This is a genomic window from Mesorhizobium sp. M0904 (assembly GCF_040319475.1).
Lineage (GTDB): Bacteria > Pseudomonadota > Alphaproteobacteria > Rhizobiales > Rhizobiaceae > Mesorhizobium.
In genome coordinates, this window is the sequence record NZ_JAMYOC010000005.1 from 131,452 (window position 1) to 156,476 (window position 25,025).

Below are 25,025 nucleotides of genomic sequence, written 5' to 3' on the forward strand. Positions count from 1 at the left end.
TCGATGGTGACCCGTTCTGCGCGAAAACCTGCCGAATGGTTTTCGCCGTACTTGGTGTGACCGTGCAGGATCTTTGTCGCTGGCGGCAGGCTTGTGCGCGGCACCATCCGTCACATTAGCTTCAAGTCGACGGACTAAGTACCAGAACCAACGGGCGATTCGTCACGACCAACGTAACCAAGCACCTACGTATGGAAATAAATTGCTCGACATAGCATCTCAGCCAGCTGAAAAAGAAAGCGGCTCGGTGATTATTTAGGCACGGCTAAATTTCTGGACAGTGTGTAGGAAATTCTTAACCCAACCGCCTTGACTCTAGTGGCTTGGTTGCTTGCTGATATCCACACACTGTCGTAACCGGTGACCTGAGATCATGCCGCCGACCGCCGAGGGAAACACGTGAGTAGCCCGGAAAAAACAACGAGCAACGCGACCACCCTGTCGCCTGAGCCGACCGCCGCGCCGGCAACGCGCTGGTATGCGGCCAGCGTCTTTCCCGGAAAGGAGCATGTCGCCGAACGGCATCTCCGGACCCAGGGATTCCAGCCGTTTGTGCCTCGCTGCGAGAAAACCGTGCGCCATGCCAGGCGGCTCGAAACACGAGTTGCGGCTTATTTCCCCGGTTACATGTTCATCGCCCTTGACGTCGCGTTGCAACGTTGGCGCTCGATCAATGGAACGTTCGGTGTGCGCTCCCTCGTCATGCAGGGGGACCGGCCTTTGCCTGTCCCCTCCGGTCTGGTAGAGCGCTTCATTGCATTGACCGGCAGGCATGGCCTGCTCGATTTCAGCGGCGGCCTCGCAGCCGGCGCTTCGGTTCGGATCCTTTCCGGCCCTTTCGCCGAAATGATCGGTCGCCTTGACCGGCTCGATCCAGCCGGAAGAGCTCGGGTTCTGGTTGCCATCATGAATGGCGAGATACCTGTCGATCTGGATACCAGGGATCTCGCCATCGCATAGCCGTAAGCATCAAGGTGCGGCGAGGCGATGCAAATGTTGTAGGATCGGCTCTCGGGTTTTCACCCGGGAGTGCGGTAGCCGTTCTTCGGTGGGACTAGGCGCTGTCTGGCGAGATCGTCTCGTCGGCGCTGATTGAGGGTACGCGGTATGCGAATAACAATGATTGGTGCCGGCTATGTTGGGCTCGTCTCGGGCGCCTGCTTCGCCGACTTTGGCCATCAGGTCTGCTGCGTCGACCGGGATGCGGAAAAGCTTGCCATGCTCAAACTCGGCAAGATACCGATCTACGAGCCAGGGCTTGACGACCTCGTCACCACCAACACTGCGCAAGGCCGCTTGCGTTTCGACGACAATCTGGCGGATGCTGTTTCTCAATCGGATGTCGTCTTCATTGCCGTGGGCACGCCATCACGGCGTGGCGATGGCCATGCCGACCTGTCCTTCGTCTATGACGCGGCCGCCGAAGTTGGTCGCGCGCTCAAGGGGTTTACGGTCGTGGTGACGAAATCGACCGTTCCCGTCGGGACCGGCGATGAGGTGGAACGCATCATCCGCGAGCAAAATCCCACCGCCGATTTTGCGGTGGTCTCCAATCCGGAATTTCTTCGCGAAGGATCGGCGATCGAGGACTTCAAGCGGCCCGACCGCATCATTGTCGGCACCGATGCCGAACGGGCCAAAGCCGTCATGGGCGAGATCTACCGCCCGCTCTCGCTGAATGTCGCGCCGATATTCTACACGAGCCGGCGTACGGCAGAGCTTACCAAATATGCCGGTAATGCGTTTCTGGCCATGAAGATCACTTTCATCAACGAAATTGCCGATCTTTGCGAGCGGTTGGGAGCCGATGTGCAGGACGTCGCGCGCGGCATCGGCATGGACAACCGCATCGGCGCAAAGTTTCTTCACGCCGGGCCGGGCTATGGCGGTTCCTGTTTTCCGAAAGATACGCTGGCGCTGGTCAAGACCGCGCAGGACGCGGCAAGCCCGGTGCGGCTGATTGAAACGACTGTCTCGATAAACGACCAGCGCAAACGGGCCATGGCGCGCAAGGTGGTCGAGGCCTGCGGCGGCTCGGTTCGCGGCAAGACCATCGGTATCCTGGGCCTTACGTTCAAGCCGAACACCGACGATATGCGCGATGCGCCCTCATTGGCCATCATCCAGGCCCTCAAGGACGCCGGCGCCTCGATCAAGGCCTATGATCCGGTCGGCATGGAGCAGGCGCGCAAAATGATCGAGGGCATTGAATTCGGGGAAAGCGCCTACGCGGTGGCCGACGGCGCGCACGCGATCGTCATCGTCACCGAGTGGAATGCGTTTCGGTCATTGGATCTGAAGCGGCTCCGCGCACTCATGGCGACGCCGATAATGGTGGACCTGCGAAACGTCTATCGCGGGGAGGACGTCGTGAAGGAAGGCATAGCCTATTCGAGCGTCGGCCGGGAGCGGCTTGTTGTCAGGTGAACGTCCAGCAACTTGGAGTTCGAGTTGCCCGGGTTGTGCAGAGAACAATGAAAGCAGCCAAAACGCATTTGGAAGAAACTTAGATCCAGTAGCCCGCAAGAGAGCGTTTTAACTTGAACATAGTCATGATGAATCGGCCGAGACAGCGGCACCTTGTGCACAGGGTCAGGTTTCAACTCCTGGGCGGTTTGGCGTTCGCAATCCTGCTTCCCGCGCTGATCCGGATTCTGGTTGACCCATCCCTTGCGTATTATACAAACCTGCAGATTACGATCTTTGCGGGTATCGTTGCTCATACAATAGGTTACTTCTCTTTTCGGCGCATAGGTAATTTTCCGGGTATTGCAGCTTCTGGTTATATCTTTCCGACATTTGCATTGTCGTATGGGTTTGTTTATTTGGTCATTTTCTTAGCGCGAATTGAATATAGTGGCTTCCAGGCGGCCAGCAGCTTGACGTTGTCAATTCTCTGGTACTTTGTGCTGACCATCATAAGCCGGCGTCTTGACCCTTACAGTCTTGCTGTGGTTCCAGGCGGCGCCGTTGGTCGCCTAGAGGAGATAGGTGGGGTAAACTGGCATTGGCTTGTTTCCCCTGACATGATCATTGAACGCGTCAACGGCGTCGTTGCCGATCTGCGGGCGGATCTGTCCGACGATTGGGAGCGCTACATAGCCGATCGGGCACTTGCGGGAGTTCCGGTCTACCATGTCAAGCAAATCACCGAATCGCTGACTGGCCGCGTCGAAATCGAGCATTTATCCGAAAACACGCTAGGCTCGATTAATCCCAACCAGGCCTATATCAAGATCAAACAGGCGATCGACTGGGTCTGTGCGCTGTCGGCGCTGGTCGTGCTGGCGCCTTTGCTATTGTTGATCGCGCTGATGATCAGGCTGGAATCTCCCGGACCCGCCATATTTCGCCAGGAGCGCCTGGGCTTCGGCGGAAAATCATTTACGGTCTACAAGTTCCGGACGATGACCGTCAGTGAACCTGAGGCGGCAAACGTTCGCAGTCTCGCCGTCACCAAGCCAGGTGACAGCAGGGTTACCCGGCTCGGTCGCTTCCTTCGCAGAAGCAGAATTGACGAACTGCCGCAGTTGATAAATATCGTTCGTTCGGAAATGAGCTGGATCGGGCCTCGCCCCGAGGCGACAGTGTTGTCATCCCATTATTCGGTAGCGTTGCCATTCTACCGCTACCGAAATATCGTCCGTCCCGGAATTTCCGGGTGGGCTCAGGTGAATCAAGGATATGTCTCGGAGGACGACGACGAGACCGAGAAGCTGCACTATGATTTCTACTACATCAAGAATTTCTCGCCGTGGCTTGATTTCGTCATCGTGTTGAGAACGTTGAAAACTCTGCTAAGTGGGTTCGGATCTCGATAGAGACCGTGCTGAATTTTGCCTCCATCAAAATTTATCTGTCGAACACAGCGCCAGGACAATGCTTGGCCATCATGTGTTTAAAGCTGCCGAAGGGTATGAAATGAGCCGAAAAACCGCGCTAATTACGGGCATCACCGGCCAGGATGGTGCCTATCTCGCCGACCTCCTGCTCGCCAAGGGATATGCAGTCCACGGCATCAAACGGCGTTCGTCGTCTTTCAATACGGGTCGTATCGATCATCTCTATCAAGACCCGCACGAAACCAGCGTCAATTTTTCACTTCACTATGGCGATATGACCGATGCGACGAATCTGATCCGCATAATCCAGGAAGTGCAGCCTGACGAGATTTATAACCTCGCGGCACAATCGCATGTCCAGGTGAGTTTCGAGACCGCGGAATATACGGCGAATGCCGACGCGATCGGTACATTACGGCTTCTGGAAGCCATCCGGCTGCTTGGTTTGACGAAAAAGACGCGGTTCTATCAGGCATCGACTTCCGAGCTCTATGGCAAGGTGCAGGAGGTTCCACAGAAGGAGACGACGCCCTTTTATCCTCGCTCGCCCTATGCTGCCGCAAAGATATATGGCTACTGGATCACGGTGAACTACCGCGAAGCCTATGGCATGCACGCCTCCAACGGAATTCTGTTCAACCACGAGAGCCCAATGCGGGGCGAAACATTCGTGACCCGCAAGATCACCCGAGCCGCCGCGGCTATCAGCCTCGGCCTCCAGGACAAGCTTTATCTCGGCAACCTGTCTGCCGAGCGCGATTGGGGACATGCGCGCAACTATGTCGAAGGCATGTGGAGGATCCTTCAGCAGGAAACCCCGGATGACTATGTGCTGGCCACAGGGATCAAGAACTCCGTTCGGAAATTTGTCGAACTCGCCTTCGCCGAAGTTGGGGTCCGCATTCAGTGGAACGGTTCCGGGGTTGACGAAAAGGGTGTCGACACGAAAACCGGCCGAATATTGGTCGAGGTCGATCCGCGCTATTTCCGCCCGACCGAGGTCGACCTGCTGCTCGGTGACCCTTCGAAGGCCGAGCGGATCCTTGGCTGGAAGGCCACGACGTCGCTAGATGAGATGGTGCGCGAGATGGTTCAATCCGACCTCAAGGTGGTGGCGCGCGAATTCGAGCATCGCCGGCTTGACGAAGAGCACAATCGCAAAGCGGCCCGGTAGCCGCGACGAGCCCCCCGCGAAGATGAAGATTTCCGTTCTAACGGTCTGCTGGAATTCGGCGGCGACGATTCGTCATACGCTCGACAGTTTCTTTGCCCAGGATCACGAGGACAAGGAACTGATCGTCGTCGACGGTGCCTCGACCGACGAGACGCTCGCGATTGTCCGCTCCTATGCTGGGCAAGGATTGCAGGTCATCAGCGAGCCCGACCGCGGCATGTATGACGCGTTGAACAAGGGGCTGGCGCTTTGCACGGGGGAGGCGATCGGGGCCCTTAACGCGGACGACGCATTTCACGATGCTTCCGTGCTCGGCAAGATCAGCGAGGCGCTTGCTGAAAGCGATATTGTCCACGGCCACCTCGACTTCGTTGAAAACCATGAAAGCAAGCGAGTGGTCCGCCGCTGGCGAGCAGAGCCAAGACCCAGTGACGGGTTCCGCTCCGGCTGGATGCCTGCCCACCCGACCTTCTATGTCCGACGCGCCGTTGCCGAAAAGAACGGGCCGTTCGATCTGACGCTCAAAGTCTCCTCCGACTACGACTGGATGCTGAGAGCCGTCGAGCTCCACGGATTCAGGATAGCGACAATCGATCAGGTCCTCGTCGACATGATGATCGGGGGAGCCAGCACAAGGAGCTTCCGTTCGCATATCGGGCACAACCTCGAAGCGTTGCGTGCCAGGCGCCGTTGGCTCGGCTCCGGCGCTGTCGACTATGCGCTCATCGCCAAACCGGCGCGGAAAATCCGGCAGTTCGTTTTCGCGCGGCGACGCTAGGCGAGGTGTGCTGTCTTCTGCCGCGAGGAAGCTAATCACGCGACTTGTCGTCACTTGCTGCGGGGCGGACCGGCCTAGTGCAATCAGTCGCTTTCTCTAAACCTGGCAAGGCCGAATGTTTCGAAGCATCTTGACGGTCCTGTCGGGGTCGGTAATTGCACAGATCATTGCAGTTGCCGTTCTGCCCGCGCTTACACGACTCTACGATGCGGAAGCATTCGGTCGCTATCAGATCTATGTTTCCATACTGAACGTAGCGGTCATCTTTGTCGCTTTCCGTTACGAATTGGCGATCCTAAGCGCGAGACCGGGGCCGATTTTGGAGAACCTGCTGAAATTAACATTTCGGCTCTGCGTGTTGACCAGCATCATTGCACTTTTTGTCGCCGGCATCGTCGATTTGTGGATGCCAGGCGTGGCATCATCTTTGAAGGGCATCCTCTTCTTTTTGCCAGCCGCGATGGCAATCGCGGGGATCTATCAGATGCTCAGCTACTTGCCGATTCGCGAACGTGACTACCGGCTCAGTGCACGTTCGAAGATCTCTCAATCGGTGGGTTTCTCGGTCGGTGCACTTGGATGTGCCGTTCTGTCTTTCGTAGGAGTAGGCCTGGTTCTGGCCGACACGTTCGGACGAGTAGTCGGAAGTATTTCCATCCTCCTCGGTAGCGGCAAGCTCTGGCGAACGTTGATCTCTCCCGCCTCTTTTCCTGTAATGAAAATTACGGCAATTCGCTTCCAAAAGTTCGGGTTCCTCACGTTCCCGGGAGCCCTTCTATCTGCGCTCAGCGCGGCCATCGTACCGTTTGCCTTTTTTGCCCTATTCGACCTCACAGTTGCGGGACAGTACGCACTTGTAGAGCGGTTCATTTTGATGCCCGTCGGGATCATCGCGATGGCGATCTCGCAAGTCTTTACAGGGGAATTCTCTACGCTCTATCGCTCTGACAAAAGGAGCTTGAATCGCGCATTTCGACGTTCGCTCCTCTACTTGCTCGCCGTCGGCCTTTTGCCAACGATTTTAGGAATGCTGCTCTCGGCGAAGGTGGTTCCCCTTATCTTTGGAACGGACTGGGCACTAGCCGGAAAACTGTGTGCCATCGGATTTCCGATCGCATACATGCGTTTCGTAGCAATCGCGGTTACCATGACTCTTGTCGTTGTCGATCGCCAATCGCTTCAGTTCACCTGGGAACTGAGCCGGTTTGTCTTTACGCTGTGTGTCTTCGGCTGGGTCTGGTGGGTGGATCCCGGCAGTCCAGCAATCGTCATGGTCTGGTATGGTCTGGCAACTGCCGTCAGCTATGCTCTTCACTTGGCATTTTGCGACCGGGCGACGAGAGCGGTAAGTCTGCAGGCAGAGATGAGCGAACGGGTAAAGGCATGAATCTAAGGATAGCAATGTAGATGCTGTCTCCCAATCAAACTGTTGGCACGAAGGGTGGCGCGGTGGTTCTCAAGAGGTTTATCGGTTGGAACAGGAGCGCCGCCGCCTGGCTCGAACGCCGCTTGCCCAGGGTTTTCGGCGCCCCATCCTACAAAGCGGAGCTCGAGCGCCGTATCGCCGACGACATTGCGCGGCTCAGGCCTTCCGCGATCCTGGAGGTCGGCGGGATCGACCGGCCACTTCTGCAGCGCGGTTACGGCTTTAGCTATATTGGCCTCGATATCGAGGAAAGGCCTGACTGCTATACCGTCTACGATCAATTTATCGTCCAGTCGATCGAGCAGCCGGTCAATGTCGAGGCAGATATGCTTATTTCCATCACGTTGATGGAGCATGTGCCGGACAACAAAGCCGCATCGGGCTCGATGTTTTCCGCATTGCGGCCAGGCGGTGCGATGCACCACTACATGCCCTCGAAATGGCATCCTTATTCGATCGCGCTGCGGCTCGTCGGGCCAGTCATGCAAAAATGGCTGATTCCGTACCTCCGACCGTCGGCGGTGGGCGTTACTGGGTATCCGGCCTTTTTCGACCATTGCTCGCCCTCAGGTATGGCAAAGGTGTTTCGGCAGCAAGGATTCGAGAAGATCGACGTCATGCCATTCTACCGTGCCAGCGATTACTTCGCTTTCTTTCTGCCTGCCTATGTTTCCGTCGCTCTATTCGAGAACCTTTGTGCGGCCTTGAACTGGCGCATCTTCTGTTCAGGTTTCGTCATCAGCGCCATAAGACCCGCAGACTAGCTGCGAGCAAGAACGAGGCCATGCGACTTTTTCAAAATTCCGGGATCAATCCTGTCTATCAACCGCGGCTGGCCGATCTCGTCGGCGGCACCAGCGGATTCGAGCAGCAGAAGGACGTATTTCTGAACGATCGCTACGGCGCCGCGCACATCCTTTTGCCGGTGCTCGACCGTCATCCGAAGGCGTTCTTTACGAATGGCGATGACGAATCGCTGCAGCGGGCGTGGGCACGCGAAAACGGGCTTGGCGAAGACACGCCATTGGAAGACATCCTTCTTGCCCAGATCGAGCATCATAAGACAGAGGTCTTCTACAATCTCGACCCATTTCGTTACGGCGCCGCTTTTGTGCGCCGCTTGCCTGGGCACGTGAGACGAAAGATTGCCTGGCGCGCCGCACCAGGCAAGATCGACTTTTCTGGTTATGACCTCGTGCTTTGCAACTTTCCATCCATGCGACAGATCTGGGAAGAGCAGGGCGCCAGGACGGCGGACTTCTTTCCGGCTCACGACCCGGAGCTCGATAGAGTGGCTGCGAATCGGAACAGAGACATCGATGTCCTGTTCTTCGGCGGTTATAGTCGCCACCACCAGCGTCGGCGAGAGATTCTGGAAACGGTGGCGTGTCTTGCCGGCCGCCGCCAAGTTGTCTTTCATTTGCATTTGTCACGCTATACGCCGCTCGCAGAGACGCCGCTTGGCTGGTTCGGTCCGCTGAGTGCGGTGCGCCGCCCGCCTGCGATCCGCAAAGTCAGCGCGCCTCCCGTATTCGGTCGCGCCATGTATGCAGAGCTTGGGAGGGCCAAGGTCGTGATCAATGCCTCGATCGATATGGCAGGCCCGGATCGTGGCAACATGCGCTGTTTCGAAACGATGGGAGCTGGAGCTCTGCTGGTTTCCGACTCCGGTAACTACCCCGGGCCGATGCGCGATGGCGAAACCATGATTGTCTACGAGCAGCCGCAAGACGTCTTGAAAAGAATCGAGCAGCGGCTGGACGATGGGAGCTGGGACAGGATCGGCTGGGCCGGCAACCGTGCGATTCGTGAAGAATACAGCAAGCAGCGCCAATTCGAGCGGTTTGTCGAACTGGCGTAGCCCGTTAGCCCCGTTGACTGCCAATGGCGACGTTGTGTTTTGATGGCTGGGAATCCTCTGTGTGCCAACGAATTTTGGTATGCTTGCTCTGAAGACCTGCAGGAATTTCTTGTCATAGCCGACCCTTGAGGCTCCTTCGTGGGAGGCGAGCCTTTGTCAGACGATTAGTTTTTGGAGATACGCACATGTATGGAAAAATTGCCGACGAGGTCGAACGGCGCCTGGCAACCTTCGGGTTTCGTATCGCCACCTGGGACGATGCGCGATCGTGCGGCAAGCTCTACGCGGGGCGGCTGACACGCAATCTCCCTCAGTTCGATACGCATATCGGACTGACGCCCTACAGCCCGTCACCTCGCAACATCAATCACGATGTGACGCAGCCGATGCCGCTAAAGGAATGCATCGATATTTATCAATCTGAGGATGTCTTTGAACACGTAGCGTACGAGAAACTGCCGCAGATTTTTGTGTACATCCATACAGTGCTGAAGCCGGGCGGCTTGTTCCGGATGAGCGTGCCCGATTATCGTTTCGATGTTTACCGGGATCGGTCCGTCAGGGATGGCGACCGGTTCATATTCGACCCTGTCGGCGGCGGCAAATATGAAAATGGCGCCGTCACCGGCGGCGGGCATTTGTGGTTTCCGACGTACGAAAGCGTCACTGCACTTGCTGCCGCAAGTCCATTCTCGAAATGGGAGGTGCTTGAAGGTTACGATCCGGACGGCAACGCGATCATCAAGCCCGTCGATGAATCATATGGACGGGTGCTGCGCACTTCCTATAGAGACCCCCGTGTCGCGAGCCGTCCACGCCCATTGTCCATGATCATGGACCTTTGGAAGTAGCTCGACCGCTACGGTGCGGAATCAAGCTAACGGCAACTTTAGCCAACATGCCTGACGAGCCGGTGCCAACCGTTGTCTCAGCTCGACAAGGCATGGTATCGCTGTTGCCGTTTAACTAGTGAACCTCCACCATCATGTACATCAGCAAACACGTTCCGATCTACAAGGACTTATGGGCCTGGAGTTTCGCCCTGGCGGTTGCCGGTTATCCACTAATAGGAGTTTTCTCGTCTGCTACGGGGCGGGAGGACGCAAAATTATCGATCGCCTTCCGCATCCTGGTAATTGCTCTAAGCGGCATCGCATTTTTTTGGTCGGACCGGCACAAGGCATGGCGATTCGGAGATGTGTGGCTATTTGCCTTTGCCGCGCTCTACCTAACAAAACTCGGCATCGATGCCGATTACAACGTCGATGGAGCGTCGGACGCGCTCGTATTTGCCCTGATCACTTCGATTGTGCCAGCTGCTCTTCTGGCGTTGTCGACAAATACGTGGTCGGAGATCAACGTGGCGTGGGCACTTTTCACCGTTGGCGCATTGAGTGTGGCGGGTATCGTTTGGCTCCAATACAGTGGTTCAGATGCGGTGCTGGTCGATACGACGGATCGTGTCTATTTCGAAAGATTGAATCCCATATCCGTAGGTCATGCCGGCCTGACTACACTTATAGCATCATACACCCTGCTTAGGTTTGATCAAAGCAAGATCATAAAGATTGTTATCCTGAGTGTAGTGTCTGCCTCGGCAGTCGCTATCTATCTAGCGGCGGCCCGCGGTCCGCTTGTCGCTCTGGGGTGTTGTATCGTTTTATTTCCCTTACTCCGGCCGAATTTTACAACCATGCTCGTGTGCTTAGTGGTTGTTGCCGGAGCGGTATTGGCGTTGGCCATCACGGACATAACGCCGTTGCTCGACAAATTCCATCTGACGGTGATAGGAAAGGACAATTCGACCACCGAACGGCTCGGATCGATCTCGCTGTCGTGGGGACTGTTTCAGCAAAGCCCTTTGTTTGGCTGGGGCACGCAATTGCCTCTGTTCGTATACCCCCACAATATGTTCATGGAGATCCTCCAATCGGTTGGCCTTCTCGGTATGGCAATATTTATCCCCGTTTTCGTCAAACTGGGAATGGCGATAAAATTCCTAGCCGACAAACGCCTGGTGCTTTTGCCGCTTCTGGCAACGCAAGCCATCGTCGGCGCGCAGTTCTCCGGGTCCCTTTGGGGGTCAGCATTCCTCTGGATCGTCGTTACGGTCTTGATTTTCCGTGTCAATGCCATGAGGTCATTTGACCAATGGTCGCAGCGGCACATGGCGTGGCGCACCCCTGCTCGATTCGGTGTGCCCGGAGAGGGTTGGGCAGCGAGTAATGTTGCCGTTCGGAAGTGAGATGCACGTTCGCCTGCGATACCGTTTGTTCGGCACTATTGCGCTTCGTCAATCTCGCTCAGGAATTTCAAGGTAGCCTGCCACCATTCGGCTTTTTCGTCCCATTTCACTGGCCCGTCGCTTAGACCGCCACGCATCGTACCCCAGATGACGATCCCGTCTGCCAACCTTCTGCAAGTATCTAGTTGAGCATACCAGAAGTCGCCGGGCAGGAAAGCGAGCGTCTTTTGAAACTGCGGCCATAGGAAGCAGTAAACCGGCTTTCCTTGTGCGACCCGTCGGGCTTCACCGATGTTGGCTTGCGCATAGGCTATCCAGGCATCCTGATCCCCATAAAACGTGTAGAGGGATGGAAACAGCGCGTCGACGTAGGGGACAAGGGCGGAGGCGATCCTGGTGTTTTGCTGCTTCCAGTCCTCCTGAGCCGCAGCACCATCATGGCCGATCGCCCTCCAATGATCCCTGATCGGCATGACGCCGTAGAAGCCGAGCTTGACGTTCGGGTCTGCCCTTCTGAAAACGCTCAAAGTTTGTTGATATTTAGCAATTGAAGATGCTTGATCCGGGCCTTCCAACGGCCAGTTTTCGATGTCGATCACCAGGAAATGGTTGCTTCTTGGCAGCTCTAGAGCTTGCCGCACCTGGTTGGCATTCGGCACGTCCAATCCCAGGACGTGTGGATCCGCAATCGTGAGATGGTCCAGGCCGAACGAGCGGAAATCTTTTGGCCCGTTCTCAAACAGCAAAGTCTCGAAGACCTTGAACGGTTCGCGCGTCTGCGACGTCGCGGGCCACGTGCCGGCCAAAAGGCACATCACACAGGACATCGTCTTGAAAAACGAGACGTTGCGCATCCGGCCTCGCCAATTCGCGAACGTTTGCGCTGGTGAAAATCGCATGGATTGAATTCCTCATGACCTGAGCTTGACGAGTCAAGAAACGGTAGCGTAGCTGGAAAATTCGAACAACGTCCTGGTGAAAGAGGGATGCATTGTCGCAGGGTGACAGGGCAGGCCGTGCTTCTTAGCAGCCGGAAATTATCCGCGGTGGAACAGTGGACGAGCGAAGCACGCAAGCCTATGACCGAGCCGCTACTGCACGCGCCACCTGGGCCTCGCGGCGGCTGTCGTGGACGCATCTGACAAATCTGACGAGGAGATCGAGATCGCTGTGACAAAGAACGTGCCGCCTTACGCAGTTGCCGAACATCCGGCGCGGAATCATTCAGCACGTGGTTTCTCTCGATGCCTGAAATGGCCATGACTTGGGAAGATGCCGTCCGCTGGTGCATGAGTGAGCCTTCGATGAAGGATCTCGCCCGCGCGGCCTATTTCGATGATCCGGTCGCCGCGGCGCAGCGTTACCACGAAAGTGCGGAGTTTCAGGCGGTTCGCGGCATGATCCCGCGCAAGCCGGGACGTGCTCTCGATCTCGGCGCCGGCAATGGCATCCTCTCTTATGCCATGGCGCGCGAGGGCTGGTCGGTAACCGCTGTCGAGCCCGATCCCAGCGCGCTCGTCGGTGCCGCTGCAATCCGGACACTTGCCGAAAAGACCGGCACGCGCATCGATGTGATCGAAGCGTTCGGTGAAGCGATCCCATTGAGCGCTGCAGGCTATGATCTCGTCGTCGCCCGGCAGGTGCTGCATCATGCGCATGACCTGCCGGCGTTCTGCCGCGAAGTTGCGCGTCTGTCCCGCGATGGCGCGATGTTCCTGTCGTTGCGCGACCATGTGATTTCCGGACCGAAACAACTGGAACCGTTTCTGCGCGCTCATCCGTTGCATCATCTCTACGGCGGGGAGAATGCCTTCACACTGGCAAACTACCGCGCTGCTCTCGAAGGGGCAGGGCTGACGATCGATCGTGAAATGAACTCTTTCCAATCGGTTGTGAATTATGATCCGATGACAGCATCCGAAATTCGCGAGAGGCTCGCTGTGGCCTTCGGTCCCCTGTCGGGGCTCGCGCGCCTGACTTTGTCCCCACTGCCCTTCGGTGCCGTTGTCGCGGCAGCGGCATTGCTTGACCGCCGGCCCGGGCGGCTGGTCTCTTTCCTTTGTCACAAGTAGGGGAAGGGCCGATTTGGTGGCGAAGTTGAACGAGGCGAAGCCTGTCTGGGTGACTGGAGCCGGTGGCTTCATTGGCCTGCACCTGTCGCGATTTCTTGCCCAGCAGGGCCAGGTTGTCCTTGGCTTCGGCCGAAGCGAAGCGCCTGGGTTCGCCATCGCAACTGGCGGCGCTTTTTTTTCCGGCGGCGTGACCGCGGAAACGATGGGCGCTGCTCTGGCCGCATATGGTCGCCCGGCGGCCGTATATCATCTGGCAGGCGGCTCTACGGTAGGCCGGTCGATTGCCGAGCCGCTGAAGGACTTTGAACAAAGCGTCGGTTCCACGGCTTGTGTCCTCGATTTCCTGCGTCGCCACGCACCCGGGGTCTCCGTCGTCCTCGCATCGTCCGCCGCCGTCTATGGCGGTGGCCATTTCGGCCCGATCGGTGTCGATGCAGCGCTCGATCCCTATTCCCCTTACGGCTATCACAAACGCATGGTGGAGGAGTTGGGCCGGGCATATTGCACGACATATGGGCAACCGGTCTCGGTTGCACGGCTTTTCTCCGTCTACGGCGAGGGGCTGCGCAAGCAACTTCTCTGGGACCTCTGCGGCAGGCTCGCGGCCGGCGAAACCGACATTGTGCTTGGTGGCACCGGAGCGGAAATGCGGGATTGGCACCATGTCTCGGATGTCGTGCGATTGATTTATCGCGTCTTGCCCGCCAATGCAGCAAGCTTCGCTGTCTATAATGGCGGTGCGGGCTCCGCAGCGTCCGTCAGCACGATTGCCGGGATGGTCCTGGAAGCCTGGGGCGGGAAGCATCGGCTCTCCTTTTCAGGAGAATCCCGGCGGGGCGACCCTGTCAACCTGATCTCGGATCCGTCGGGTGTCCCGGAGGGGCTTCGGCTGCAGGTGCCGCTCGGCCAGGGCATTGCGGGATATGTCGATTGGTACCGCGCCGAGGTTCTCGGCGAGCCGGTCGGCGATTTGCGACGCTTCGCGCCTTGATCACCGTCGGCTTCACACTCATCGGCCGCGGAACCTGGTCAGGCGGCGAGTCCTATCTACGCAATATGCTGAGCGTCATCGCTTCCGAGTTGGGCGGTAAGGTTCAGGCGAAGCTGTTTTTGACGCCCGAGCAGCACGCCAGCGTTGGCTCATCCTTTGATCACATGTTGGCCGCGCCGGCTATCGTCGACGACCGGGTCACGGGCGCCGGGCTTGGCAAGCGAGGGCTGATCGCTTTCGCTGGCGGAACTGACCGCGCTTTTGCCGATCTTATGGTCGCACACGCCGTCGATCTCGTATTTGAAGTCGCTCAGTGGTTCGGCAACCGATTTCCACTGCCGGTCATTTCCTGGATTCCGGATTTTCAGCACCGTCGCCTGCCCCACCTCTTTCCGCGTCGCGCCTGGTGGCGCAGAGATCTCGGCTTCCGTCTGCAGACGTCCGGCAATCGCACGATAATGCTCTCCAGCGAGGATGCGCTTGCCGATTGCGGAACATTCTACCCGGCCTCGCGCGGCAAGACTGCCGTGGTGCGCTTCGCCATCGATGTCGATCCAGGCGCCGTCATGGCGCGCACCGAAGCCGCACGCCGGGCGCACGATCTGCCCGAGCGCTTCTTTTTCCTGCCCAACCAGTTTTGGATGCACAAGAATCACGGGCTGGTCGTCGAGGCGTTAAGGCATATAGACCGGCTTGGGGCGTTGGATTCAGTGCCGCCGATAGTCCTCACGGGGCGCACGACCGACCCACGCGATCCGACCTTGTTCAAGCGTCTGATGGGCCTGGCGCAAACGTATCGGGTTGAGAGCCATTTTCGACACCTCGGATTGATCCCTTATGACGACGTCGTCGCCCTGATAGGTGCAACGGACTGTTTGATAAACCCGTCCCATTTCGAGGGGTGGTCAACCACCGTTGAAGAGGCGAAATCGCTGGGCGCGCCCATGTTGCTGTCCGACATCCGGCTGCATCGCGAGCAGGCTCCGGACGCGCTCTTCTTCCCGCCCGATAACGCAGAAATCCTGGCGCAGCGGCTCCTTGAAATCGGGCGGCAGCCGACTGTTGTCCGCGACAGTGTCACTGTGCTGCAAGGCCGGCAACAGGTCCGCCGACGGGGTTATGCAGCAGCACTGCTTGCCTTGTTTGAAAAGACCAAAACCGCCGCGCGTTGATTGTTGAATCGGGAGTGAGGAATTGTCGATCGGGAAGATGGTCGTCCTTGCATTCATAGCGTTGGCGTTTGCGGGCGGCTTTCTTTTCATCGCTATCAACAAGGGAACGAATATTCGCGCACAGGCGTCGAAGCCGGTGGACGTCCCCACATCGTTCGATGGCAAGCTTGACGTCCAGTCAATCGACGATCTGCGGGTCGGTGGCCGCAAGATCGTGCTGTGCGGCGTCGCATTTGCTAAGCCCCAGTCAATGCGGGTCATGGTCACCGAAGCCATGCGCCGGGGCTATCAAGGACTCGCTTTGACATGCAAACCCGTAGGCTTGGGGACACCGTGCGACGGCAATGTCGCGCCAAAATTTCGTGACGCCGTCGTCGTGCAGTGCCTCGCCTCCGACGGCGCGGATCTGGCTGCGAAGCTCGTCGAGGCAGGCATTCTGTGCGGGCAGCCCGCGCAGGCGGGCTCGACCTATAAACCTTGCGCGCCGGGCTCGTAGCTCCTGCGGACCCGTGGCGTAGCCGTCGAAACGAAGGTGACGCCAGCGCCCCAAGGAACGCCGGATTGGCTCGCTGGCAAACGCGCTCTATTGTGGCCGACAGTAAAGATGATACATTTCGATATTCTAATGGTGTGTTCAATCAACCACACCGAAACCAAAAATTATCTCGCATTTGCGAAATGGGTTGGAATTGGCGCAGAAAGCTGTTACGCGCTTTTGAGTACCTTAGCGGTTGGGTGGGCCTCAGGTAACGTGGGACAGAAGGATTGATGCGGATGAACCTAGTTTTGAAAACTGCGTTGGCCGGAGTTGTTGTGTTGGCCGGCTTCGCCCCGGTGTCGTCTTTCGCGCAGGATGGGTCGTGCACCTGTGCAACCGCCTATAACGGCGTAAATCCGATTGGATCGCTCGGCAGCGTCAATGGCGACGTGATGATCTCGCAGGTGGCTGGCTATGGCCCGGCGCAAGCGGGCGGCGCGCTTGATTTCGGCAGCCGTGTCGTGGTTGGCGCCAAGGGCTCGGCTTCGGTTCAGGTCGGTGGCTGCAATGTGAACGTCCCGGCGAATTCGACGCTCGATATTTCGCGTGTCGAGAACAAGATTTGCCTCAATGTCCTAGGCTCGGAGAAGACCGCCCAGACGGGCAATCCTAACACAAACACCAACAACACGCCGCTCTTCATTTTTGGCGGCATGGCTCTTGGGGCTGGTGTTCTGGCTGCAACGGCGGACAAAGATCACGGCCACGCCGTTAGCGACTAAGTTGACCGCGTAGTAATAACGCAACGGCAGCAGCGGCGTGTGGCGCTTCTGCTGTGTCTGTGTTGGCGACAGAGCGAGCTTGGCGTGTATGCTGGTATCGCGCTGCCGCATCGGTCGGATCGCCTAGCCAAGGCGACATGCGGATGTCTGAGGCTGGCGAACATGCCAGGATGAGGGGCGAAGCCAGTCTATCCAGGCAAATTTTGTTGAATCGCAATCTTTTGCCGCTGCAAGTTGGTACAAGTTTCGGATACGAACGCGACGGTCAAGATCAATCCTGCGGAGGGCGGCATGTGTGTAGCGCTCGAAACATCAGGCGCAGCTTTTGCTTCTGGTGTGGCGCTGATCATCGGCCTGCATGATGACGACGACTCTGTCCGCCAGTAACCGGGACCTAGCATCTATCGTATCGCATGAACTTGACAAATGCGTCATTCGCTGTCTTGCGGATGACGCATTTATACTTTTTGGGGATGACGTCGCCACGTTGCTTCGCTGCGGTCACAAACGCCCATGATCGATCTACATTCCCATATCTTGCCCGGCCTCGACGACGGCTCGCCCAGTCTTGTAGAATCACTGGAAATGGCTCGACTGGCGGTGGCCGACGGAACGACCCATATGGCGTGCACGCCACACGTGACGCCCGGCGTATACGAAAACGGAACATCGAACATCGTTCGGGCGGTACAAGAGTTGCACCAGGCGCTGCGTAGCGCCGCAATACCACTTGCTCTCTACGTCGGTGCAGACGTTCACATAACGCCGGATCTTCCGGACCAATTGGCGGCGGGCAGCGTGCCAACCTTAAATAGGTCGCGTTATTTTCTGTTCGAACCGCCGCATCATGTTCTACCTCCACGAATGGAGGATCTTGCCCTACGCCTGATAAATGCCGGCTTTATCCCGATTCTTACTCATCCGGAGCGTTTGACCTGGATCAAAACGAATTACGACGTTATCGAGAGGTTGAATGCGGTCGGCTGCCTCATCCAGCTTACCGCGGACTCGATTGTTGGTGCTTTTGGACGCACGGCGCTTTATTATTCGGAAAAGCTGATTGACGAGGGCAGGGTGGATATTATCGCATCGGATACTCATAGCGCAACGCGCCGCCGTCCTGGGCTTTCCAAGGCGGTTGCTGCTGCTGCCAAGCGATGTGGGGAAGACGAGGCCCGCAACATGGTGTTGAAACGTCCAGGCGAAATATTGGCGAACCGGCCCATTGAGCCGATCGGAAAAGCACGTCCGAAAAACCCAACCGGTAACGCCGGCCGTTTTGGAGGATTGGGCCGCCTATTCAAGGGCGGGACCGCGTGATGGGCATTTTTCATTTGGTAAAAAGCCACATAGGCATGGCACTCGTCTTGCTGGCTTCGCTTGCAACGTCGGCATGCACGAGCACCTCGTCGACGACACCTACTTCCTCGAGTGCTGTGGACGCGCTGCAATTGACGTCGTCATCGACGCCACTTTCAGGCGGCGGCGCGCTGAAAGTGGTGAAGGACCTGCCTCCGCCGCAGAACACCCAGAACGGCAACGAGCAGCCTTTGTCTCCGAACGATGTGCTCGAAGTGAATGTATTCCAGGTCGACAATTTGAGCCGAACAGTTCAAGTCGACTCCAGCGGCCAGATATCGCTTCCGCTTATCGGAACCATTACCGCGGCAGGCAAAACCGTTCGTCAGCTGGAGCAACAGATCGAGACGGCCTACGGTGCCAACTACCTGCAGTCACCCGATGTGACGATCTTCGTAAAGGAGTCAATTGGGCAGCGCATAACAGTCGATGGCGAAGTCAACAGGGCCGGCATCTTTCCGGTAACGAGTAATTCCTCGCTTCTGGACGCGATCGCTCTGGCAGGAAATTTCAGCCCGGTTGGGGACGCAAGCAAGGTCTTCGTCTATCGCAATATCGGCCAGAATACCTTGGTCGCAAATTACAACGTGGAGGAAATTCGTGCCGGCAAGGCCCGTAACCCGCGGATCTACGGTGGGGACAAGGTCGTCGTCTTTGCTTCAAAATCGAAGATTGCCGTGAACAATCTCAAGGACGCGCTAGGCATAGCCTCCAGTGCCGCGCGAATTGCCGTCATCCCTGGGATATAGTTCGTAGCCGGTCAGTCGAATAGGATCACTCCGCACCATGCTCGATCGAAACAGGCAGCATCAAATTGCAGGTCCAGGACATGGCCAAGCCTTGTCCGCCGACCTCTATTATGACGGCGGGCAAAACTACAGCCCTTACGGTCGGGATTATTCGGAGCAGGAACAGGGCTTCAATCCACTCAAGCTGCTCTTCTACGTCGTCCAGTATCGGTGGCTGTTCGTCATTATGGCGGCAGCCGGGCTTGTCGCCGGTGTCATCATCACGATGATGCAGACGCCGAAATACCAGGCAACGACGCAATTGGAAGTGCTGGTCCCTTCGGCCAAGGTCTTCCAGGACATCGAGGTAGTTTCTGAAAATGCGGACGTGCGGGCTTTCCTGACCGCACGTGAAAAACTCAAGAGCCGCGCATTGGCGCAACGTGTTGTGTTTCAACTGGGTCTCAGCGAAAAGCCGGATTTCCTTTTTCCCACGCCAGCCTTTTCCCTCAGCAATATTTTCTATCGCGCGTTCGGTATCTCCAAATCGCCTTCCTTTGAGGAGAAGACCCCAGAGGAGCGCGAGGAAATTGCCATCAAGCGTGTTTTGGACGACCTCACGGTCAACCTGGTCACCAACACGAGCCTGCTATCGATCACCTTCGTCGATCAGAAGCCGAAATATGCAAGCGATATCGCAAACCAGGTCGCGCAAAGCTTTATTGACCAACGCCTCGACCAGACCAGCGAGACATCCGACCTTGCACGACAGTTCATCCAGGAACAGGTTCTGCAGGTGAAGCAGAAGCTCCAGAAATCGGAAGAGGATCTGGTCGCTTACGCGAAGGATGCCGGCATCACGATAACCGGCGACGACAAGTCGCTGATAGGATCGAACATCGAGGCGCTGAATACCGCCCTTGCGACAGCGATCCAGGACCGTCTCGACGCAGGACGTGTGGTGGACCAGATCGATAAAGGCCGCGGTTCGAGCTTGGCCCCCGTCCTGGAAAGCGAAGGTTTGCAAAAGCTGAGTGAAAAGCTGGCGGATTTGACCAGCCAGTACCAGCAGAAGCTGGGCATTCTCAAGCCCGGTTTTCCCGAAATGCAGCAGCTTCAGTCCCAGATCAAGGAGTTGCAGCGGCTCTATAACAACGGCGTGCTTGCTATAACGGATTCACTGCGGCTGAAATATCAGGAGGCGCAGAACAAGGAGGCCGATCTCAAGTCTAAACTTGCTGAGATGGAAAAGCAGCAGGTCATCTTCAACGACAAGAACATTAAATACACAATTCTCAAACGCGAGGTCGATTCGAACCGATCGCAATATGACAACCTTATCGCCAAACTGAACGAAGTTGGTGTCAGCTCCGAGCTCAAGACGCAAAGTGCCGCAATCGTCGATTTCGCGTCGTTGCCGGATCGGCCATATTCCCCGCGCTTGAGCATCAATCTTGCAATCGCGCTGGCCCTTTTCATGGCTCTGAGCGCGTCTGTCATTTATGTTATCGAACTGCTGAACAACACCTTCACCAATCCCGAACAGGTTGAAAAGGAGCTCGGCTTGGCAATGCTCGGCATCTTACCGCTCGTCGATGACCGGGAACTCATGGCCAGTATTGCCGATCAGAAGTCCGGCCTGTCGGAAGCCTATCGTTCGCTTCGAACATCGCTACAGTTTTCCGGTGCGGAAGGTGCCCCACGATCGCTGGTCGTCACGAGTTCGGAGCCTTCGGAAGGCAAATCGACCACATCGTTTAAACTCGGACAAGATTTTGCAGCACTCGGCGCAAGGGTTCTCATTGTCGACGGCGATCTCCGTAAACCAAATCTTCATCGCTTGTTTGGTCTCGACAATACGATCGGGCTAAGCAATCTGCTGACAAATACCGTGCGCAAGGAGGATCTGGCGAGCATCTTCAGGGCGACGAAATATCCCAACGTGACCGTTCTGACTTCGGGAACAATCCCTCCAAATCCTGCGGATCTGCTCTCCTCACCGAAGATGGCTCTGATAGTAACCAATCTCGGCAAGCGCTTCGATCTTGTCATTATCGATGCGCCGCCGATTGTCGGTCTTTCTGATGCTCCTATTCTCAGCCGACTCGCTGAGGGCACATTGATGGTCATCTCTACAAATCAGGTGACGCGCAAGTCGGCCAAGACCGCGTTGAAGCGCCTGCGAGCTGCTGGCGCGAACGTGGTCGGAGCCGCGATGTCAAAGTTTGCGGTGAACAAGTTCGACTACAATTACGCCTACAAATATATGAACTATCAGTATTATAACTACGGGACGGACACGAATACTCCCAAGATTGAGGGCAAAGTCGATGATGGAGCAAGCCAGCCCGCTTATGCCAAGTCTCCGACATTCAGTCGTTTGGTTCGTCGCATCCGTTCTAGTGTTGGTGGCTTCCTCGATCGGGCTAAGTCGATTTCTTGAAACAGAAACACCGGCTGTTTCTCTTGTGCTGGACCCGCTCAACACCGACGCATTGACAGCTGAAATCAGCAGTGACCTGAACGATACGAATAATGTTACCGATCTTGATGCCTTGCTTGCCAAGGCCAAGCGCGCGCTCACCTTCGATTTGGCCGATGCACGTCTCTATAGCCTGATTGGTGAGATCAAATACCGGCAAGGCGAAAAAGACGAGGCCTACCAGCTCTTCGATCAAGCCCGAAAATTGTCCAAGACAGAGATCCATGCGCTACAGAGGTCAATTGGCCGCAACATCGAAGCAGGTGATCTGCCCAAGGCCGTTGGCGAGATCGACATATTGCTGCGCCGCTGGCCGGACCAATTTCCGGCGATCGCCGAGGGCATGCCGCCAATTCTCTCGAACCCCGATGGCTATCAAGCCGTGCTGACGGCCATCAGGGCGCAAGCGCCCTGGAGAGCCAGTCTGATCTACGCTCTTATCAAAACTCCTGAGCAGATCAATTTCGCAAATCGGCTGCTGCTCGATTTGACCGGATCAAGCGCACCACCGAATTCGAGTGAACTCACAGCCGCGATCAGCGGCTATATTCGTCAGAAGCAATATGAACCAGCCTATCGGCTGTTTCTTTTCACCCTGTCCGAGCAAGAGCGAAAATTAGGCGGATACATTTTTAACAGCACGTTCGAGCCGGTCCCCAGCGGCAAGCCCTTCGATTGGCAGGTTCCTGGTCAATCGGGCTTGGAAGTGACATTTGCAGCATCCCAGGATGCTGTGGAGGGCGAGGGTGGGGCAACGGTCCGGTTCTTGAACACCCCGGTCAAGAACACTGCCCTCCAGCAATATGTTCAATTGCCTCCAGGCTCGTATAAGATTTCCCTCGTTGCCTCTGCGCGAAACCTGAAGCTTCCAAAGGAATTGTTCTGGTCGATCAAATGTTTGGGGCCGGCTGGCGAAATAGCACGGTTCAACATCCCCGAGGGCACATATAACCGACAAAAGCTGAGCCAGGACTTCTCGGTTGTACCGACTGGCTGCCCCATGCAACTATTGACGCTGCAGACCGCCGCCATTGCCGAGAGCTGGCGATTTCGATATGTCGGCACCTTGATAATGCACAAATTGAGCGTTGAGAGACTTCCATCTTGAACGACCGGCCGTCGGAATGGGATAAATATCTCCTCGGCACGGTCTTGTTTGTATCGCTGCTGATCGGTGGTGGTACTGCGAGCGGCCTTTACACAGACACTCTGATCGAGGTCGCGGCGATAGTTTCGGCCGCGGCCGTCTTTTCGCAAACCGCCGACCAGAGAATCCCCCGGCCTGTTCTGTTGCTGCCGGTCTTCACCGTGGCGCTGGCGGTTTTGCAAATCGTCCCATTGCCGGCAGCCATATTCAATGGGTTGCGGCCGGAACTGCTGCTCGGACATCCCTGGGTTGGAGAAAGCCGTTTTCGCTTCATCAGCGTTGGGGTTGGCCGCACGGTCGAATGCCTGCTTTATCTGCTGGCCGCCGCAGCGTTTTTTTTGGCCGTATTGCGTTTGCGTGCCGAGCAGGTCAGCGCGCTCCTTCCGTTTTTCTTCATGGGTGTTATCTGCAATGGTTTGGCGGGAGCGATTCAATATTCGCTCTCCGACGACGTCGCTATTGTCGGGCTGTTGCCTTTTACGATCAATGCCGGGCTTTTTGCGAACCGGAATCATTTTGCGGCCTTGCTCTTTGTCTCGATTCCCTTCGTCGTTTATCATGGTCTCTTCCGTGGGCGACTTTTGTCCGGGTCGCTTGGACTGGTCACACTTTTGCTGCTGCTTTTAGCAGCCGGTTCGCGTGCCGGTGTTCTGATCGGGCTGGCGATCACCGTATTGTCTGTGGTCTTCCTCTCAGCTCGTTCAAGGGCGAGCGGGTTCAGCGTTCTGCTTATTTTTGTTGGGCTTTCGATCTACACAATAGGCGCGTGGACGAAGATCGACGTGGAGGCAATCGATCCGACGTTCGGGCGCGGAGAATTTGCCCGAACGACGATAGAGGGGATCAAGGACAATTGGGCGACGGGCGTCGGATTTGGGAATTTTCAAAAGGCCTATCAGATATACGAAAGGGAGGGCATGATTTTCAGGCAATACGTCAATCATGCCCATAATGAATATCTTGAAATAGCCTTCGAAGGTGGAGTTCTGGCTATCCTGCTGATGGCAGGTTATTTCGTACTGCTTTTCGCTGCATTGGCTAGGGTTCGCCGTGACCCACTGCAGAAAGCGGCATTCCTCTCGGTATCTTTTCTTCTCATTCACTCGCTGGTTGACTATCCGTTGCGAACCGGTGCGCTGGCGATGACCTTTGCCTATATGAACGCCATCATCTTCCACAAAGGATTTGCGGAACGCTTGAGCCGCAAGAGCGAGATGATGGAGATCGATCACAACGGTGACAAGTTGCTTGTCCCCATCGGCACTTCGTCTTAACGACATCGTTGCCACGGCTGGTGTCGCCAGAACGTGGCGGACCGCTGTGAGGGGAGCCGGTTCCTGGCTCTCGGGTTCCGAGGCTCAGGCAACATTTTCCTTCCTCTACCAAGTGCAATCGCTCGCTGAGCAGAAATTTCCCGAATTTATCGGCTGTATGGAAAATTCATTCCCGAACCATCCGCCGCCGGCTTGTCTTGCATTGTTCTGGACAGGAACGATCTGCTAGAACGCCCGCACGAATAGATTGTCCGGAAGTGCAGTCTGCCCCTTCCGTGGATCGGTACGAAAGAACGCTCGCAGTCCATGAACATCGCACTTACGCACCTTCAGCGGCTTGAGGCCGAATCCGTCCATATTTTTCGCGAGGTGGCCGCAGCCTTTGCCAAGCCGGTAATGCTGTATTCGGTCGGCAAGGATTCGTCCGTGCTCATGCACCTGGCTATGAAGGCGTTCTATCCGGCCAAGCCGCCCTTTCCCTTTCTCCATGTCGACACGACCTGGAAATTCCGCGAGATGATCGCCTTTCGCGACCAGATGCAGCAAAAGCTCGGCTTCGACCTCCTGGTCCATGTCAATGAAGACGGCGTGCGCGACAACATCAACCCGTTCGACCATGGCTCCAACACGCATACGCATGTGATGAAGACGGTGGCGCTGCGGCAGGCGCTCGACAAATACGGGTTTGACGCTGCCTTCGGCGGCGCGCGACGCGATGAGGAGAAGTCGCGCGCCAAGGAGCGCATCTTCTCGTTCCGCAACGCCCAGCATGCCTGGGATCCGAAGAACCAGCGGCCGGAGATGTGGAAGATTTTCAACACCCGCATCGCTGCCGGTGAATCGATCCGGGTGTTCCCGTTGTCGAACTGGACCGAGCTCGACATCTGGCAATACATTCTCCAGGAAGACATCCCGATCGTGCCGCTGTATCTGGCCAAGGAGCGGCCGGTGGTCGAGCGCGATGGCATGCTTATCCTGAGGGACGATGAGCGCATGCAGCTGCGGCCCGGCGAAACAGTGGAGAACCGGATGGTGCGGTTCCGCACGCTCGGCTGCTATCCGCTGACCGGCGCGATCGACTCGGACGCCGACACTCTGGAGGCGATAGTCGGCGAAATGCTCACCGCGCGCACGTCCGAGCGGCAAGGTCGCCTGATCGACCGCGACGAAGCCGGCTCGATGGAAAAGAAGAAGCGCGAGGGGTATTTCTGAGT

The 25,025-nt window shown here is 56.8% G+C and carries 22 protein-coding genes; 21 read left to right on the plus strand and 1 reads right to left on the minus strand.

The genetic code is table 11. The features are described 5' to 3' along the window. The first annotated feature begins 399 nt into the window (after nucleotides 1-399). From nusG to NKH80_RS07650, 10 genes are all read left to right on the plus strand, one after another. Nucleotides 400-960: a transcription termination/antitermination protein NusG gene (gene nusG, locus NKH80_RS07605; protein WP_352990685.1), complete on the plus strand. Its 561-nt coding sequence runs from the start codon at nucleotides 400-402 to the stop codon at nucleotides 958-960. Nucleotides 961-1,107: 147 nt separating this feature from the next. Beyond that, nucleotides 1,108-2,427, plus strand: a complete 1,320-nt coding sequence (locus tag NKH80_RS07610; RefSeq protein ID WP_352990688.1) for a UDP-glucose dehydrogenase family protein — start codon at nucleotides 1,108-1,110, stop codon at nucleotides 2,425-2,427. Between the two features lie 188 nt (nucleotides 2,428-2,615). Continuing rightward, on the plus strand, nucleotides 2,616-3,821 hold the full coding sequence (locus tag NKH80_RS07615) for a sugar transferase (protein ID WP_352990690.1): 1,206 nt from the start codon (nucleotides 2,616-2,618) through the stop codon (nucleotides 3,819-3,821). A 100-nt stretch (nucleotides 3,822-3,921) separates the two neighbouring features. Further along, nucleotides 3,922-5,016 (plus strand): GDP-mannose 4,6-dehydratase, encoded by a 1,095-nt coding sequence (gene gmd / locus NKH80_RS07620; RefSeq protein WP_352990826.1) that lies wholly within the window; start codon nucleotides 3,922-3,924, stop codon nucleotides 5,014-5,016. Nucleotides 5,017-5,038: 22 nt separating this feature from the next. Further along, a complete protein-coding gene (locus NKH80_RS07625) occupies nucleotides 5,039-5,794 on the plus strand; it encodes a glycosyltransferase family 2 protein (RefSeq protein WP_352990693.1) in 756 nt (251 codons plus the stop codon). A gap of 130 nt (nucleotides 5,795-5,924) precedes the next feature. Continuing rightward, complete coding sequence (locus NKH80_RS07630; protein ID WP_352990696.1) at nucleotides 5,925-7,181, plus strand: lipopolysaccharide biosynthesis protein; 1,257 nt, start codon at nucleotides 5,925-5,927, stop codon at nucleotides 7,179-7,181. A gap of 20 nt (nucleotides 7,182-7,201) precedes the next feature. After that, on the plus strand, nucleotides 7,202-7,984 hold the full coding sequence (locus tag NKH80_RS07635; protein WP_352777340.1) for a methyltransferase domain-containing protein: 783 nt from the start codon (nucleotides 7,202-7,204) through the stop codon (nucleotides 7,982-7,984). Between the two features lie 20 nt (nucleotides 7,985-8,004). After that, nucleotides 8,005-9,081: a glycosyltransferase family protein gene (locus NKH80_RS07640; RefSeq protein ID WP_352990699.1), complete on the plus strand. Its 1,077-nt coding sequence runs from the start codon at nucleotides 8,005-8,007 to the stop codon at nucleotides 9,079-9,081. A gap of 185 nt (nucleotides 9,082-9,266) precedes the next feature. Further along, complete coding sequence (locus NKH80_RS07645; protein WP_352777344.1) at nucleotides 9,267-9,932, plus strand: class I SAM-dependent methyltransferase; 666 nt, start codon at nucleotides 9,267-9,269, stop codon at nucleotides 9,930-9,932. 134 nt (nucleotides 9,933-10,066) lie between these two features. After that, complete coding sequence (locus tag NKH80_RS07650) at nucleotides 10,067-11,326, plus strand: O-antigen ligase family protein (RefSeq protein WP_352777345.1); 1,260 nt, start codon at nucleotides 10,067-10,069, stop codon at nucleotides 11,324-11,326. A gap of 35 nt (nucleotides 11,327-11,361) precedes the next feature. Here the strand turns inward: NKH80_RS07650 and NKH80_RS07655 are convergent, their stop codons facing one another. Continuing rightward, nucleotides 11,362-12,180, minus strand: coding sequence for a hypothetical protein (locus NKH80_RS07655; protein WP_352777347.1), 819 nt, complete (start codon nucleotides 12,178-12,180; stop codon nucleotides 11,362-11,364). Nucleotides 12,181-12,585: 405 nt separating this feature from the next. Between NKH80_RS07655 and NKH80_RS07660 the strand changes: the two genes are divergently transcribed. From NKH80_RS07660 to cysD, 11 genes are all read left to right on the plus strand, one after another. Beyond that, nucleotides 12,586-13,398 carry a class I SAM-dependent methyltransferase gene (locus NKH80_RS07660; protein WP_352990702.1) on the plus strand — a complete coding sequence of 271 codons (813 nt, stop codon included), beginning with the start codon at nucleotides 12,586-12,588 and terminating at the stop codon, nucleotides 13,396-13,398. A 16-nt stretch (nucleotides 13,399-13,414) separates the two neighbouring features. Further along, nucleotides 13,415-14,389 carry an NAD-dependent epimerase/dehydratase family protein gene (locus NKH80_RS07665; protein WP_352990705.1) on the plus strand — a complete coding sequence of 325 codons (975 nt, stop codon included), beginning with the start codon at nucleotides 13,415-13,417 and terminating at the stop codon, nucleotides 14,387-14,389. Beyond that, nucleotides 14,386-15,561, plus strand: coding sequence for a glycosyltransferase family 4 protein (locus NKH80_RS07670; RefSeq protein WP_352990708.1), 1,176 nt, complete (start codon nucleotides 14,386-14,388; stop codon nucleotides 15,559-15,561). Before NKH80_RS07665 ends, NKH80_RS07670 begins: the two co-directional genes overlap by 4 nt. Before the next feature lie 22 nt (nucleotides 15,562-15,583). Further along, the gene (locus NKH80_RS07675; RefSeq protein WP_352820414.1) at nucleotides 15,584-16,057 is read left to right on the plus strand and encodes a hypothetical protein; all 474 of its coding nucleotides are present in this window, start codon (nucleotides 15,584-15,586) and stop codon (nucleotides 16,055-16,057) included. A gap of 272 nt (nucleotides 16,058-16,329) precedes the next feature. Continuing rightward, a complete protein-coding gene (locus tag NKH80_RS07680; RefSeq protein ID WP_352990829.1) occupies nucleotides 16,330-16,821 on the plus strand; it encodes a hypothetical protein in 492 nt (163 codons plus the stop codon). A gap of 513 nt (nucleotides 16,822-17,334) precedes the next feature. Continuing rightward, on the plus strand, nucleotides 17,335-18,141 hold the full coding sequence (locus NKH80_RS07685) for a tyrosine-protein phosphatase (protein WP_352990711.1): 807 nt from the start codon (nucleotides 17,335-17,337) through the stop codon (nucleotides 18,139-18,141). Then, entirely contained in the window at nucleotides 18,141-18,929 is a 789-nt protein-coding gene (locus tag NKH80_RS07690; RefSeq protein ID WP_352990714.1) for a polysaccharide biosynthesis/export family protein, read from the plus strand. Before NKH80_RS07685 ends, NKH80_RS07690 begins: the two co-directional genes overlap by 1 nt. A gap of 37 nt (nucleotides 18,930-18,966) precedes the next feature. After that, complete coding sequence (locus NKH80_RS07695; protein ID WP_352777360.1) at nucleotides 18,967-21,351, plus strand: GumC family protein; 2,385 nt, start codon at nucleotides 18,967-18,969, stop codon at nucleotides 21,349-21,351. After that, nucleotides 21,311-22,498 carry a tetratricopeptide repeat protein gene (locus NKH80_RS07700; protein ID WP_352990717.1) on the plus strand — a complete coding sequence of 396 codons (1,188 nt, stop codon included), beginning with the start codon at nucleotides 21,311-21,313 and terminating at the stop codon, nucleotides 22,496-22,498. The genes NKH80_RS07695 and NKH80_RS07700 overlap by 41 nt, the downstream gene beginning before the upstream one ends. Beyond that, nucleotides 22,495-23,811 (plus strand): O-antigen ligase family protein, encoded by a 1,317-nt coding sequence (locus NKH80_RS07705; RefSeq protein ID WP_352701492.1) that lies wholly within the window; start codon nucleotides 22,495-22,497, stop codon nucleotides 23,809-23,811. The genes NKH80_RS07700 and NKH80_RS07705 overlap by 4 nt, the downstream gene beginning before the upstream one ends. 306 nt (nucleotides 23,812-24,117) lie before the next feature. Then, entirely contained in the window at nucleotides 24,118-25,023 is a 906-nt protein-coding gene (cysD, locus tag NKH80_RS07710) for a sulfate adenylyltransferase subunit CysD (protein ID WP_352701491.1), read from the plus strand. Nucleotides 25,024-25,025: the final 2 nt, after the last annotated feature.